The 15,056-nt window shown below is 44.1% G+C and carries 10 protein-coding genes; 4 read left to right on the plus strand and 6 right to left on the minus strand.

Features of this window, described 5'->3' with window-relative positions:
• Window positions 1–8: 8 nt before the first annotated feature.
• Entirely contained in the window at window positions 9–8,546 is an 8,538-nt protein-coding gene (locus VK179_13695) for a glucoamylase family protein (protein ID HLO59796.1), read from the minus strand.
• A 242-nt stretch (window positions 8,547–8,788) separates the two neighbouring features.
• On the opposite strand from VK179_13695, the gene VK179_13700 reads away from it, so the two are divergent.
• On the plus strand, window positions 8,789–10,258 hold the full coding sequence (locus tag VK179_13700) for a nucleoside hydrolase (GenBank protein ID HLO59797.1): 1,470 nt from the start codon (window positions 8,789–8,791) through the stop codon (window positions 10,256–10,258).
• 123 nt (window positions 10,259–10,381) lie between these two features.
• Here VK179_13700 and trxA (VK179_13705) read toward each other — a convergent pair whose 3' ends face one another.
• The 5 genes from trxA (VK179_13705) to VK179_13725 all read right to left on the minus strand — a co-directional run bounded on the left by trxA (VK179_13705) (window position 10,382) and on the right by VK179_13725 (window position 12,367).
• Window positions 10,382–10,858 carry a thioredoxin gene (trxA, locus tag VK179_13705; GenBank protein HLO59798.1) on the minus strand — a complete coding sequence of 159 codons (477 nt, stop codon included), beginning with the start codon at window positions 10,856–10,858 and terminating at the stop codon, window positions 10,382–10,384.
• A gap of 68 nt (window positions 10,859–10,926) precedes the next feature.
• Window positions 10,927–11,145, minus strand: coding sequence for a DUF6132 family protein (locus tag VK179_13710; protein HLO59799.1), 219 nt, complete (start codon window positions 11,143–11,145; stop codon window positions 10,927–10,929).
• Window positions 11,146–11,149: 4 nt separating this feature from the next.
• The gene (locus tag VK179_13715) at window positions 11,150–11,368 is read right to left on the minus strand and encodes a DUF2892 domain-containing protein (protein HLO59800.1); all 219 of its coding nucleotides are present in this window, start codon (window positions 11,366–11,368) and stop codon (window positions 11,150–11,152) included.
• Window positions 11,369–11,520: 152 nt separating this feature from the next.
• On the minus strand, window positions 11,521–11,937 hold the full coding sequence (trxA, locus tag VK179_13720) for a thioredoxin (protein ID HLO59801.1): 417 nt from the start codon (window positions 11,935–11,937) through the stop codon (window positions 11,521–11,523).
• Window positions 11,938–11,947: 10 nt separating this feature from the next.
• The gene (locus VK179_13725) at window positions 11,948–12,367 is read right to left on the minus strand and encodes a thioredoxin family protein (GenBank protein HLO59802.1); all 420 of its coding nucleotides are present in this window, start codon (window positions 12,365–12,367) and stop codon (window positions 11,948–11,950) included.
• A gap of 102 nt (window positions 12,368–12,469) precedes the next feature.
• On the opposite strand from VK179_13725, the gene VK179_13730 reads away from it, so the two are divergent.
• The 3 genes from VK179_13730 to VK179_13740 form a co-directional block, all read left to right on the plus strand.
• Window positions 12,470–13,165 carry a Crp/Fnr family transcriptional regulator gene (locus VK179_13730; protein HLO59803.1) on the plus strand — a complete coding sequence of 232 codons (696 nt, stop codon included), beginning with the start codon at window positions 12,470–12,472 and terminating at the stop codon, window positions 13,163–13,165.
• A 143-nt stretch (window positions 13,166–13,308) separates the two neighbouring features.
• Window positions 13,309–14,694: an ABC transporter ATP-binding protein gene (locus VK179_13735; GenBank protein HLO59804.1), complete on the plus strand. Its 1,386-nt coding sequence runs from the start codon at window positions 13,309–13,311 to the stop codon at window positions 14,692–14,694.
• A gap of 6 nt (window positions 14,695–14,700) precedes the next feature.
• The coding region (locus tag VK179_13740) for a hypothetical protein (GenBank protein HLO59805.1) at window positions 14,701–15,056 on the plus strand (356 nt) is incomplete at its 3' end.

Below are 15,056 nucleotides of genomic sequence, written 5' to 3' on the forward strand. Positions count from 1 at the left end.
GGATCGATTTACCTGTCATGGCTATAAGTTACTTCTACCGCATGTTCCCTGCGATCATCAGCCAGCAATATAAATGGTTCATTAGTCATGACACCGTCAATGGTTATACTGATTCGTGAATTGCCCTGATGAATCTGCGTTACCACAATACGGTACATCGTTTCCCTGAATTTGTACTGAACTTTAAACAACTTCCAGTCAGCTGGGATGCAGGGTTCAATATACAGCCTGTCGGTCTCCAGCCTTAACCCAAGCAATGATTCAAGGATCAGCCTGTACATCCAACCGGCTGATCCGGTATACCATGTCCATCCGCCTCTTCCGGTGTGGGGCTCCATAGCATAAACATCGGCAGCCATCACATAGGGTTCCACTTTATATCGGGCAACTTCATTTAAAATCTCGGCATGATGAATTGGATTAATCATTTTTGCAATTTCCCAGGCCTTCTCAGAGTCACCTAATTTGGAAAATGCCATAGCAAGCCATATAGCTGCATGTGTGTACTGGCCACCATTTTCCCTGACACCCGGGACATATCCCTTGATATAGCCGGGATTCATTTCTGATTTATCAAATGGCGGATCTAATAATTGAACCAGCGATTTGTCCCGTCTGACAAGTTTTTCAAACGCCGATTCCATTGCTCTGAATCTGCGGCTGGTATCCCCTGCGCCCGAAAGTACGGCCCAGCTTTGTGAGATCGAATCGATCCGGCACTCATCATTTTCTGCAGATCCAAGCGGTGTTCCATTGTCAAAGTAAGCACGACGGTACCATTCCCCGTCCCATGCATTTTTTTCAATATTTTGCTGAAGTTTGCCGGCAGCATCCTTGCATAGGTCCACAAATTCGGGATCGTTTTTTTTCGAAGCAATTTCAACAAACCGTGTCAGTACATCAAACAGGAAAAAGCCGAGCCAGACGCTTTCTCCCCTTCCCAGGTTCCCGACCATATTCATTCCATCATTCCAGTCACAGGTACCTATTAACGGCAGTCCGTGTTCGCCATATCTGAGAGCATGAAGTACCGAACGCTTACAGTGCTCATATAATGTTCCCTTTTCATCCGCCCGGTTTGGAAGATCATAATAGGAATCATCCTCGGGATTTACCGGTCGTCCTTCAAGAAAATGTATGGATTCATCGAGAACTCCTGTGTCACCGGTACTGGTAATATACCGGGTTACTGCTAACGGAAGCCAGAGATAATCATCAGAGCAATGTGTACGGACACCGCGTCCTATAGGAGGATGCCACCAGTGCTGTACGTCGCCTTCGAGAAACTGCCGGCTGGCAAAAAGCAAAAGAAGTTCACGCAGGAGATAAGGCCGGGTGTGTACAAGGGCCATAGCATCCTGTAATTGATCACGAAAGCCAAAAGCTCCGCCTGATTGGTAGTAACCGCTTCGGGCCCACAGCCGGCAGGCTAAAGTTTGATACAGAAGCCAACCATTGGCCAGTATATTCATGGCTTGATCCGGAGTGTCAATCTGTACTGCACTGATCGTATCGTTCCAATATCTCCAGACTGCTTCAAGTTCGCCCCGTGCAGAACCTGAACCACGAAAACGGCGCAGGAGATTCACAGCCTCATCCATATTGCGGCCTGTACCCAGTTTAAAAACGGTTTCATGTTCCTGTCCGGCTGCTATTTCAAAAGTAACCTGAAGAGCCGCGCAGGGATCAATGGCTACACCCTTTTTACCTGAAAGGCGTGAACGCAGTAAGGCAGCAGGGTTCTTAAGGGATCCGTTTCGTCCTAAAAATTCAGTGCGATCGCATGTCAGAGAGCTTAATTGCTCATCGGTCTGAAGAAAGGCAACCCGTTCAGGAAATTCACGGTTAAATGGGTTTACAGCAAATATCACATTGCTGTTCAAATCAACACTGGTATGCACATGCATTGCCGATTTATTTCGCAAATCACCCAATACCCATTCTACATAACCAATTACAGCCAGCTTTACAGTCCTTCCTGTTTCATTTCTCAGTTTTAATACCGAAAATTTCAACTGTGCTTCTGTGGCAATATAAACCCAGAGTTCACTTTTAATGCCTCCTTCATTATGTTCGAAAACGCTATAACCGAATCCATGCCGGATTACATAGAGTTTTGATTCACTTTCGGTAAGCGGCGTCGGAGACCAGAAATGACCTGATTCTTCATCCCTGATAAAAATTGCCTCACCTGCAGAATCAGTTACAGGATCATTATTCCAGGGTGTAAGCCGGTATTCATGAGAATTTTCGGCCCAGGTATAGGCAAGTCCATTTTCGGAAATCACCGATCCAAATGAAGGATTTGCGAGCACATTAACCCAGGGTGCAGGCGTCAGCCTGTCTTTTGATATGGTAATCACATATTCCCTGCCGTCGGGGGTAAACCCTCCGAGTCCATTGTAAAAAGCCAGATCCTGGCGCGGAAGTACAACATCTGATCTCGGATTTGGCCTGTAGGTATGGGTCGGTTTAAAATTCGAAATAGTGAGCTCTCCATAACCCCTGCGGTTAATCTGATCAGCCAGGATTCCCCTTGTATCGCTGAGGATGACACGGGCAACAGTCTGAAATAATATTCTGTCCTCGCTTGATATCTGTTCCCCTGAACGTACAAATATTCCCCCGGGCCTGTCTATGACGTTGGCTTCTATTCCGGCCGAAATCAATCCGATAATCTGGTCCTGCAGCAGTTGACGGTAACCGGCCCGATCTTCGTTCCAGATCACCAGGTCAACTGCAAGGCCTTTTAATCGCCAGTAGGCATGCGCCTGGACCATCTGCCGTACTATATTAATATTGGCCGGATCTTCAATTGTAAGAAGTACGATGGGTAAATCACCGGAAATGGAATACCCCCACAGGCCAGATTGTCCACGATGATTCTTTTTAAGGATTCCCGATTCAGCCCGAAGTGACGGGTTTGAATAAATTATTGAACTTGCAAGCCGGGCGTACAATTGTGCATCCGATTCTGTAGCATTTATCTGTCGTAAAACTACCTGGCTATGTGTCCAGGCCAGTTCAAATACGCGATTGGAGAATTGCTTGTCCTGGTATTTTTCTACCAGATTCAGGGCACCCTCACGCGACGCATGGATTCCCGTAACCATATCGATTGTAGCTGAACCTTCCGGTTCAAGTACTATTTGATATTGAATAGCTGCAACCGGATCAAGCACCGATCCGAAACTTCCGGAAAGGGGCTGAAGACTTGTCATTGCCCCGGGATTGGTTAGCGTGTTGCCTCGACCGATAAACTTCATACGATCGGTTTCATATGAAATGTTTCTGATCTCCGCTCCGTGAACTGCCATCAGGTGGAACATCCATGGTGAGACTTCCGTCGCTGACCTGGGCCTTCTTGTACACAAAATAGCCTGTCGCTCATAGATGATTTCCGTCTGGACAAACAGGTTGCTGAATGCCGGGTGTGCCATATCCGATGCCTGACTGGCCAGCACCACTTCAGCATAACTGGTAATATCGATTATCCTTTTCGATCTTGTCCGGTTTGTCAATTTAACCCTTCGTAATTCGATATCATCTTCAGGTGAAACCACGATCTCGGTATGGGTGTCTATATCATAATCGCGTCGTCGGAACTCAGCTCTGCCTTCTGAAAAAATAGCTTCATATTTATCCGGTCGTTGTAAGGTAGGTTGATATGTAGTTGACCAGAAATCTCCGGTTTCAGCATCACGTAAATAGGTGAATGAACCCGTGTTATCGAGGGTGCCGTCTTCGCGCCACCGGGTTAGCGCCAGATCTTTCCAGTGACTGTAACCACCGCCAGCATTTGTGATCATAACCCTGTAACGTCCGCCGTTCGATAAAAGGTTGACTTCAGGGAAAGTGGTATCCGGAGTATTAAATACCCGGAAAGGCATTTCCTCTTTATTATTCAGTGCATGAACAATAGCGGCACCCGAAGTATGCGTAAATACAGATGTGGCCCTTGGAATTCGCTCCTGAAGCAGCAATAATGTGGCCTGAAAATAAGGATCAGCTTCAAACCGCTTTTGCATTGGCCTTTTCAATAATATATAAGCCAGAGACAGGAAGCTCATGCCCTCATGATGCGCCATAAATGACTTGACAACAGCCATTGTCTGACCTCTGGGTACACGGGGTGCCGTGTAGTCAATAGCCTCATAGAATCCATATTTACCCATGAATCCTTCATTTTCGAGACGTTCGAGATTCTCGCAGGCTTCCTCGGGCATCACCATTAAGGCAAGCGCCGTGGCATATGGTGCAATGACCAGATCTTCACTGAGGCCTCTTTTAAGTCCTAATCCCGGAACTCCGAATGCCCTGTATTGATAATTCAACAAGACATCCACGTTATTATACCCCGATTCAGAAATGCCCCACGGTATGCCTTTGCTTTTTCCATATTCTATCTGCCTGTATACAGCAGCTTTGCAGGTCTGATCAAGCAGACTGTTTTCGTAACACGGCATAACTATCAGAGGCATGAGATATTCGAACATCGATCCGCTCCAGGAAAGAAGAACAGGTTCACCATCAATGGTGGTCAGCAAACGACCAAGAGCAAACCAGCTCTCCTGGGGCACCTGATCCTGCGCAATAGCTACAAAGCTCGATAATCGGGCCTCAGAGGCCAAAAGATCATAATAACTTGTATCGCTCCTCCGGTCTTCAACATTATATCCAACGGATTGTAAATGCCGAGAATTGTCGTAAAGAAAACCATATTCCATATTGGCGAATTCCCGTGATTGCCTTGCAAGTTCCTGTATCAGCCCGATGCGGGTCTTTGCATGTATACTGCTATTCTCAATTTCACGCAAGGTGGGCAGAGGCATATCCGGAAGACCGGCATCCGCGATAAGGTAGATGATATCATCCAGTGCATTTTTACAGTGCGCATCCAGCTTATTTGCCCACAACTCATATTGCTCATCTGTATCGGAGGTAATTGAGTTAACAATTCCCGTAGAAAGCGTTATCAGATTCTCAAGACTCATCCGTAAGGTATCCGTTGTGACGGGTGGATTTGCTTTCAATGACTCCAGCAGTTTCTGAAATTTTAGAATTTGTGCGGGAATTGATTTTCCTGCCTGGCTGATAAATACCTGTAAGGTATCACTGATTCCTTCAAACAGACGTGGTCCGATAATGGGCTGATCCGGGAGAGTAAGCAATCCCTGCTGCAGAACCATAAGGTGACCGGCAAGGTTACCGCTGTCAACCGATGAAATATAGAGTGGCCTAAGAGGTGTCAGCGTTTTGGTTTCATACCAGTTGTAAAAATGTCCCTGGTATCGTTCCAGGGCCTTCATTGTGGTAAAAGCCGCAGTTGTACGTTCAAGTAATTCACCCGACAGAATGTAACCGAAATCATAGGCAGACAGATTGGCCAGGAGAGACAGTCCCATATTGGTAGGGGATGTACGGTGAGCAATTACAGGTAAAGGGTGTTCCTGAAAGTTATCCGGTGGCAACCAGTTATCGTCGGCACCGACAAAGGTTTCAAAAAATGACCATGTTTTACGCGACAATTCCCTTAGAAACCGGTATTGTTTTGGCGTAAGCTTTGCTGTAATAGGTGCAAGGGGCTTACTGATCCACCAGGCAAAAAGCGGAAATACAAACCATAATCCGATTATCGGCCAAACCAAAGCAAATGTCAGGGGAAACAGAATCAGAAGATATACTCCGGATAATAAAGAAACAAAGGGAGATATCCACATCGTGCGGAAAGTCTCCGGCAGACCGTAAGTCTTATTTTCCCTGGATGAGGAATTCCACTCCAGCAGCCTTCTTTTTGAAATAATCAGTCTCCAGCACGTCCGAAGTAAGGCATCCAAACTATAAAAGGCCTCATAGGGAAGACTTATCAGTATAAATGCAGATTGGTAAAGTTGCCTGGCTATTTCCAATCCGGCGGCTTTCAAATGTTGCTGAAGAATAATATCTTCCGGTTTATTGAACAGGTTAACAACCGATATGATCACCGGGGGGGTCACAATAATTCCGATCACAATCAGCGTCCAGAACCATGCATCGGGCAAAATAGTCCAGCCGAATAAAAGCAACCCGATAAGGGCTAAAGGAACCAGGCTTCTTCTGAGATTGTCAAGAATTTTCCATACCGATAAGAGCGACAAAGGATTTTTCCTTGATTCACCGTTCACTTTCGGCAAAAATGGGAGCAGCCACGGTAAAAGTTGCCAGTCACCCCTTATCCACCTTGATCTTCTGGCTACATCCGTCCTGTAGCTGGCAGGATATTCTTCAAACAAAAGAACGTCGCTTAATAGTCCAGAACGGGCATAACACCCTTCCAGAAGATCATGGCTTAAAATACGGTTCTCCGGAAACCGGTCCTTAAGAGTTTGTTCAAATGCATCAATATCATATATGCCTTTCCCTATAAAAGAACCTTCACCAAACAGATCCTGGTAAACATCGGAAATTGTACGCGTATATGGATCTATCCCGGGTTCGCTGCCAAACAGCCTGGCATATTTCGATCGGTTAGTGCCGGGCAGACTCACGGCAACCCTGGGTTGAAGAATAGTGTACCCCTCTGTTACCCGTTGCTTTTTAGGATCATATTTAGGCTGGTTCAGCGGATGTGACATCGCCCCTATAAACTGTCGCGCTGAATCACGTGGCAATTGAGTATCCGTGTCAAGAGTGATAACATATTTTATTTTGGGCAAAACTTCAATATCCCCTATGATCAGTGAAAATTTGTTTTCACCACCCCGTAACAATGAATTCAGATCAGACAATTTGCCTCTTTTGCGCTCATAACCCATCCATTTTTTATCCGTTGAATTCCATAATCTTGGGCGATGAAAGAGATAGAAAGTATCCTTGTTTTCGCCGGGATATTTTTCATTGAGCGATATAATTTTATTACTGACCTGCTGAATAAGCAGCTCATCATCAGCAGATATTTCCTCATCCGAATCTTTAAAATCAGTAAGTAACCCAAAATGCAGGTTTTTATCACGGTTTGCCAGAAATCTAACTTCCAGATCTTCTGCAAGATTGTCAATATTCTGTGAATTCAGCAACATGGAAGGCACAACTACAAGTGTCCGCGATTCAGGCGGAATCCCCTTTGAGTAATCGAGTCTGGGCAGTGGATAAGGTTTGATTATTAGTGTGGTGAGCCAGTTCACAAGGGCAATTGCCAGATAACTGGAGCACAGGATCAAAAGCAGACCAAGTATCCAGATATGCCAGCTTCCAACCCCTTCATTACCGGCCTTTTCTAACAGGCTCCATGTTATAACAAACGTCAGAATACCGATAATACCAAGGTAGAAAAGTAAGGGAATCCGGAAGATTAATTTTTTCAAAAAGGAAGCCAGGTTGTGCTTTACCCTGATCAGTTTTTCAAGATGTGGCAGTCCCTTGCCAACCAGATAATATCCAACATGAGCTGCCCGATCGTCAGGTCCATAAAGGTCCGAACCGTTTCGGGAAAGTTCAATAATTTTATGGGCTACTTCAAGTTCGGAAAACGCACTCTTTTTTGCTGTATTTTCAATAACATGCCGGTATTGGTCACGTGTATTGAAATCCATCGAAGAATAGGCGCCTGCAGGATCATCATGTAGTACATGTTCCACATGACTCATTGATTCAACAAAAACGCGCCAGTCCAGAGCACTCAGGAACCGGAGACTGCTGATGCTGTTACTCATAGAAACCTGATCGGCGGCCTGTTGCTGATTTCCATACTGAATCAGCTGAATGGTCGTCTGATTCAGCTCCGACAACCGTTGTTCGATCCATGTCAGCGGGAATGCCAGGGCCGGACTTTGTCCCTGCAGCCGGCGTACAAACTCTGAAACGAAAGGATTTGACATTGGGGGATCCGATCTGGCCATATCAGCAATAACCAGGATGAGGCTTTTCGGATCCTTCTCGGCAATTTCAATCATGCGGTCAGCCCACGAATCAGCCAGATCCCTGTCGATTCGTCCGGCGGCTACCCGGGCTGCAACACGCCGAAGGTTTTCAATCAGGGCTAACCTCAGCATGATGGGAATAGCCCATAATTCACCCAGTTTTAAAACCGTGACATTTTGATAAGCTGTGACAAAACGTTTTAAACTCTCATAATCTATGTGACCTTCTCCATGTGAAATAATCTCTTTCGCTATATCATAAACACGCGGAAGGCCGGCTGAAGGCCCGTTAAGCAACCGGGGCAATTCTTTGCTATATCCTTTGGGAAGATGCCTTCTGCCGGTACGTATCTGTTCTTCAATTAAATAAAAATTGTCAAGCAACCATTCTCCTGCAGGAGTTATTTGTCGCTTCCCCTTAACGGCATCTGAAACCAGTTCATGTACCTCAATAAGTACCGCTTCATTTTCTTCAAGCCTGGAAAGTAAATTTTGCTCGTGATTTATTTCCGGGTCAAGTACGTGCAAACCTGCCAGGGTTTTGCCGTATTGTTCCATCTGCTCAGTGCTGAATAATTCCGAATGCAGCGGAGGTTCCTCATTGGCATACTTCTGAGAAAGATCATTTTCCCAAAGATGAGTCTTCAACCGATGCAAAGATTTTTTAATTTTTGAAGGTCCAGCCTTCATAGATAATTTTGTATTAAGGAAAAATCAGACAGGTAATTGATCTAGTACACTAACAGATTGAGATAATAGTTGTTGTTGCGGGAATGTACCTTTTCGTATTCTGCTACAATTTAGAGGGATAGCAGCAGATTGTTGTTATATTATTCAATTAAAAAGTTACATCATTCACATTTTTTATGGTTGAATGGCTATATTCGTTTATGAAACACTTATTCATTAACCTGCTCAGAACAGGTATAACCATTGGGATAGCAGTAACAGGCGTTTTTCCCTCTGTTTCACAGCCTATTCCTGCCAATTACAACCACAGGCTGATAATTGATACCGATTGTGCAATTGATGATTACAGGGCTATCAATATGATCCTGTCTATACCGGAAGTAACGGTTCTGGCGTTTATAGCTTCTGACGGCACGCTGGATCCTGAAGAGGGTACCTCCAAATTGAGCGCACTGGTAGATACTTATTACCAAAAGACAATTCCCGTTATTATCGGCAAAAAATTAACCGGAGTCAATCCCCCCTGGCGTGAATTTAACAGGCAGGTAAAATGGGGAACATCGGAAACAGGAAAATCTCTTGTATATCAATCTGATTACATCGAACAACTCATAAAAGATACACCCGAAAGAATTGTCATTCTGAGCCTGGGACCATTAACAGATATCGCTGCAATTATCCGTAATAATGCGGCTGTTTTGCATAAAATCGAAAAAGTTATCTGGTATAATGAATCCGCAAAACCCGGAATCGGTTTTAATTATCAATGCGACACCGCATCTGCACGGGAAGTGTTCAATTCCGGAATACGAATCGATGTGATTTCAGCACTCGAAAAAAAGGATGCCATTTTTGACAATACTCTGTTTGCTTCCTGCAACGGACAAAACTCTAACCTGTCTAATACCTTTAATGCTGTTTTCAGACAACCTGACGTCAATAAAAGATTGAATGAGGATCATTTTTACCTGTGGGATGATCTGGCCGCATTGTATCTGATCAATCCCGAGCTTTTCGACATGAATACGTTTCCCGGAAAGGTTAAAATCAGGTACAACACAGGTTATAATGTTACTGCAATTAAAGAAGCAATTACTGATATGATGAAAGGGCGGTATAGCATTCAAAAACAAATTGTTTTCAGCAGTTTTCCAACCCAGCCTGAATTATTCAGCTATGATGTGCGGGAAATTATGGATAGCGTGATCCGGCTTTACGGTATGGAAGAATGGAAGGCCAGCGTGATGACTGATGAATTTCATGGTCATTTGGGTGTATTTTCAATTGTAGGAGCTAAAATGGGAATTAAAGCAAGGGAATTATTCGGCGTCGGACCGGATATGCTTCATGTTATGTCGGATGCCGGTAGCAGACCTCCATACAGCTGCCTGAACGACGGCATACAGGTAAGCACCGGGGCCACCCTGGGTATGGGCCTTATTAAACTTAGCAGTGATACAATATTCCGGCCTTCAGCTGTATTCACATACAATAAACGGTCAATCAGGCTTACACTTAAAAAAGAGTACCTCGACAGGGTAAATGCTGATATTCAGGAAGGCATTGTAAAATATGGCCTTATGGATGACGGCTACTGGAAACTGATTCGCCGGAATGCAATCCGGTACTGGCTTGAATGGGATCGAAACAAGATTTTCGATGTGGAATAATCCCCAGTAATTTACACCTGACAGCATCCGCAGGATCTGTCAGCGTTAAATTACTTCAATTAGTATTTTAAATTCATTCTGTAATATAAACGCTGATAGGTCTCCGACGCTGTCAGGTTTATATTACAACAGCACATCCTGAATTGCCTTCACCAAATCGCTCTTGGGCATAAATCCCATGATAACCTGCGGATGACCGGTCATAGGAACAAGCAATACTGTCGGGAGAGCCTGAACTCCCAGGTTTTGTGCCAGCTCTCTTTCCTTTTCCGTATCCACTTTATAAACAATGATCTGGCCTTTATACTCTTTTGCCAGCTCCTCAATTACCGGTGAAAGCTGACGACAGGGAGCGCACCAGTCAGCATAGAAATCGATGATAGCCGGTTTACTGCCGCTATAAATCCATTCCTTGCCGGTTTCGTAATTGAATACCTTTTGTTTGAAATCCTCCTTACTGAGATGGATTATGGTTATTTCAGGTTCAGCGGCAGCAGTCTTTTGGACAGTTGTTCCCGATTGCGCCTTTGACGGATCACCGGCATGACATCCGGCCATTGCTATAACAGCAAAAGAAACGATAAGAATATGCCTTTTCATTTTTAAATTTTTATTTAAAGTACTTCCGCTAAGCATCGTAGTTTACAACTACGCTTAATAGCGGGGTATCAACATTGCCCCCGGCTGCAGGGACTGTTTATCAGAAAGAAACCCATTAATCCGCCCCACAACATGCTCATGTATGGATTGCTTGTAATGGCACAGGTTCCGGATTTGCAGCCGACATAATAATAATAAAGGAATCCCAGGAGGCTTCCGGCAACGATAGCCAGAAAAGGCCTCCAGAATTTCCATGATTTGAAGAAAAGTTTGATGCTTTCTTTCATGAGCTTACGATTTGCTCAACGTTTCCTTTTTCCTGGAAGTCAGTCCAAGCACTGAATAAAGCGGGCAAAAGCTGACGGCGCTTGTTAACAGCAGGATCGCTCCGACTATTACAGCAACAATTGCCAGTGTTCCGGTTACAACTTTTGCAAAAAGTAAACCTACAAGCACAGCGGCCAAAATAATCCGCACCACTTTGTCGATACTGCCTACATTCTTTTTCATGATATTAATTGTTTTATGTTTGAGAATTCTGTTTGAGCTTTGACGTTTGATGTTTTTTGTTTTTTGTTCAGAAGTTTGGATGTTCTAATGTTTGGATGTTTAGATGCTTAGATGTTAGAACTAACTGACTGATAGTCTAATAGCCTAATAGCCTAACAAGCTAAAACCTGCTTCATCAGAAAGTCCTTCGTTTTCACCCCGACAAACCGGTTCACTTCAACACCATTTTTAAAGAGGACCATTGTGGGGATACCCCGGATTTTGAATCGGGTGGCCAGGGACTGAAATTCTTCGACATTCACCTTACCGATGTAAGAATTTCCTTTTAGTTCCCCTGCCATTTCGTTAAGTACCGGTGCCATTATCCTGCACGGGCCGCACCACGCAGCCCAGAAATCCACTAGCACTATCTTGTTCTTCGTCTGGTGCTGAAAATTCTTATCGGTTAAGGTTATGATCTTCTCATGATCAGCGGCAAGAGGGATGTTTTTCATCTTTGCCTTCGCCCTTAATACAAGGAAAAAGAAAACCGCAGCAACGGCACCTGTTATAATGAGAAAAGTATTCATTGTTTTATGGTTATAATGCTATGGTATGAATCGTAACAGGATACTCAACTTCCAGCAGGGCTTTTACCATTTCGGGCGTTTGCACTTCGGATGTGGCGTTAAGTACCTTTCCGTTCTTATAAAAAACAAGGAAAGGAAGAGTATTTATTTCTTTATCCCGGGTTAGATTCCGTATCGCATGTGATTCAGGATTAATAAATTCAATATCAAAAAATTTTACATGCGGAAACTCGCTTTCAAGCTCTTCAGCTATCCGGTAAACCGGTATACACGCCTGGTTCATGCTTCCGCAAACAATTACTGCGTTTTCATATTCATGGATGGCTTTTTGATATTCAGCATCCGTTTCGATATGAGTTAAGTTTGTGTACAACATAAAATCGTTAACTATCTGTTTGATTTCTGATACAAAGTTAACCTGATTGAACATCCCTTTTTAAAACCAGACCCTGTCAGGCCTTAAGTTCAAAATTGAAAACCGACAACTTTTTTATTGATTTCAATTAACTTTAGGGTTTTATATCCATATTTCATGAAGACTATTTTGGAAACCGATCAGGATTTCATTTGCGACATACAAGCCCCGTGCTTTCAGATGCTCAGTCCCGTTGAAGTGGAACTGGTGAGAGGAAGCAAAACACAGGTGGTTTTCCGTAAAGGTGATAATCTGACAAAGCAGGGAGCTTTTGCTTCATATGTGTTGTTCATCATTAAAGGATATGCAAAACAGTATCTTGAAAGCAATGGTACTGTCAATTATAATCTCCGGATTATCAAACCGGGTGAATTCATTGGACTTTCAGCTGTTTTTGGCAAGAACACCTTCAATTATTCCTCTGTTGCATTAATGGAATGCCAGGTATATTTAATTGAAAAAGAAGCCATAGCAACAATCTCCCGTCAGAACGGCCCGTTTGCCTTTACAATCATTAAACGGTATTGCGAACAAAATGCCGATTTGTTTGGGATCGTGCAAAATCTGAATTATAAACAGATGAACGGTAGGCTTGCGGATACACTGCTTTATCTGGAAAACATTAAACAGGAAAATCCGGCGATATTCCAGATGCTTTCACGAAAAGATGTTGCTGAATTTTCGGGCATATCAACCGAGAGTGCGGTGAAACTGCTGAAAACGTTTGAGAAAGACGGGTTAATAGTTTTGAATGAAAAAGATATCATAATCACCAATACTGCAGCCCTCGAAGAGATCAGCAAAAAGGGATGATCCGGTTCTGTTTAAAACTTTCCTTCAAAACAGGTATCTAAAAAGGATGCAAAAAATGCATATGAATTGATATTTTTGATTTATTTGTACTTCTTAATTGCGTGAAACCCACTGTGTGATCACTTAGCTCATTTGGCCTGTAAATGGAGGAAAGAACGAATAACAGCATTATAACGGTTGAGCATCTTACCCATGCTTTCGGAGACAAAAAAGTTCTAGACGATATCAATCTTAACATCAGAAAAGGAGAATTCATTACAATTCTCGGGCCTTCCGGATGCGGAAAGACCACACTGATGAGGCTTATTGGAGGTTTTCTTAAAGCCACCGAAGGCAGGATCACAATCGCCGGTGAGGATATGACCTTTACCCCGCCCTATCTAAGGCCCGTGAATACAGTGTTTCAGCGTTATGCACTCTTCCCGCACCTGAATGTGTATAACAACATCGCTTTCGGGCTGAAATTGAAAAAGCTTCCTGAAGCCGAAATCCGTAAAAAGGTGGATCATGTACTGAAAATAGTCACCATGACTGACTATGAAGAAAGAGACGTGGATACCCTTTCAGGCGGACAGCAACAGCGGGTTGCCATTGCAAGGGCCATTGTGAATGAACCGGAAGTGTTACTTCTGGATGAGCCGCTTGCCGCACTGGATCTGAAAATGCGGAAAGACATGCAGATGGAAATCAAGGCCATGCACAAAAAGCTGGGCATAACCTTTGTGTATGTGACGCACGACCAGGAAGAAGCACTCACACTGAGTGATACCATCGTTGTGATGAGGGACGGAGTCATACAGCAAATCGGTACGCCAACCCAGATTTACAATGAACCACAGAATTCGTTTGTTGCCGATTTTATTGGAGAAAGCAATATTCTGAACGGGATCATGATCCACGATTGTCTCGTTGAATTTGCCGGAAGGCAGTTTGATTGTGTAGACAAGGGGTTTGCAGCAAATGAAGAAGTGGATGCGGTTATCCGGCCTGAAGACATCTATATCTTCGACAAACTTGAAGGGGCCCAGTTTACCGGACAGGTAACATCGAGCATATTCAAAGGGGTGCATTACGAAATGATGGTTACCACGCCTGAAGGATACGAATTCATGGTGCAGGATTATAACTGTTTTGATGCCGGAGATACGGTGGGAATGAGGATCAAGCCGTTCGACATCCAGGTCATGAAAAAGGAAAGGCTGTGCAACACTTTTGCAGGGGAAGTTGTAGATAAAAATCATGTGCGATTCCTTGAAAATGTTTTTGAATGCAGCGATACACGGGGACTGGAAAGCGGAACGGAAGTGAAGGTGAAAATTGATTTCCGTGATATCGTATTGCATGACAATGAGGAAGACGGCATGATCAGCGGATCGGTGAGTTTTATCCTGTACAAAGGGAATCACTACCATCTTACCGTTCTCACACCTGAAAACGAACATATATATCTTGATACCAATGATATCTGGGACGATGGCGACCATGTGGGTGTCAGCATTGCTCCCGGATGCATAAATATAGAAGCATAACCGGCCATGCGAAGAAAAGTACAGTCCTTTCTCGGACGAAGAAGAAACTGGTCCATTCCCTATGCGCTGTTTCTCCTTTTCTTTGTGCTGGTGCCTTTAGCGCTGATTGTATTCTATGCCTTCACGGATGACTCGGGCGGATTCACACTAGATAATTTTAAAAAATTCACGATGCACAGGGAGGCAGTCAATATCCTGGTGTATTCTATTGGCATTGCCATGATCACCACCATACTGTGCCTTCTCATTGGTTATCCGGCAGCCTTCCTGCTCAGCAGGATGAATTCGCGCTGGACAAGCCTTCTCGTAACGTTGTTCATCCTTCCGATGTGGATCAACTTCCTGATCAGGACACTGGCCAC

Source organism: Bacteroidales bacterium (assembly GCA_035299085.1).
GTDB lineage: Bacteria > Bacteroidota > Bacteroidia > Bacteroidales > UBA10428 > UBA5072.

Excerpts from the sequence above, each read along its gene's own strand:
- VK179_13715 (HLO59800.1), bottom strand. The coding sequence starts at position 11,368 with ATGAAAAAGAATGTAGGCAGTATCGACAAAGTGGTGCGGATTATTTTG.
- VK179_13735 (HLO59804.1), top strand. The coding sequence starts at position 13,309 with ATGGAGGAAAGAACGAATAACAGCATTATAACGGTTGAGCATCTTACC.
- VK179_13700 (HLO59797.1), top strand. The coding sequence starts at position 8,789 with ATGAAACACTTATTCATTAACCTGCTCAGAACAGGTATAACCATTGGG.
- VK179_13730 (HLO59803.1), top strand. The coding sequence starts at position 12,470 with ATGAAGACTATTTTGGAAACCGATCAGGATTTCATTTGCGACATACAA.
- VK179_13710 (HLO59799.1), bottom strand. The coding sequence starts at position 11,145 with ATGAAAGAAAGCATCAAACTTTTCTTCAAATCATGGAAATTCTGGAGG.
- trxA (HLO59801.1), bottom strand. The coding sequence starts at position 11,937 with ATGAATACTTTTCTCATTATAACAGGTGCCGTTGCTGCGGTTTTCTTT.
- VK179_13725 (HLO59802.1), bottom strand. The coding sequence starts at position 12,367 with ATGTTCAATCAGGTTAACTTTGTATCAGAAATCAAACAGATAGTTAAC.
- trxA (HLO59798.1), bottom strand. The coding sequence starts at position 10,858 with ATGAAAAGGCATATTCTTATCGTTTCTTTTGCTGTTATAGCAATGGCC.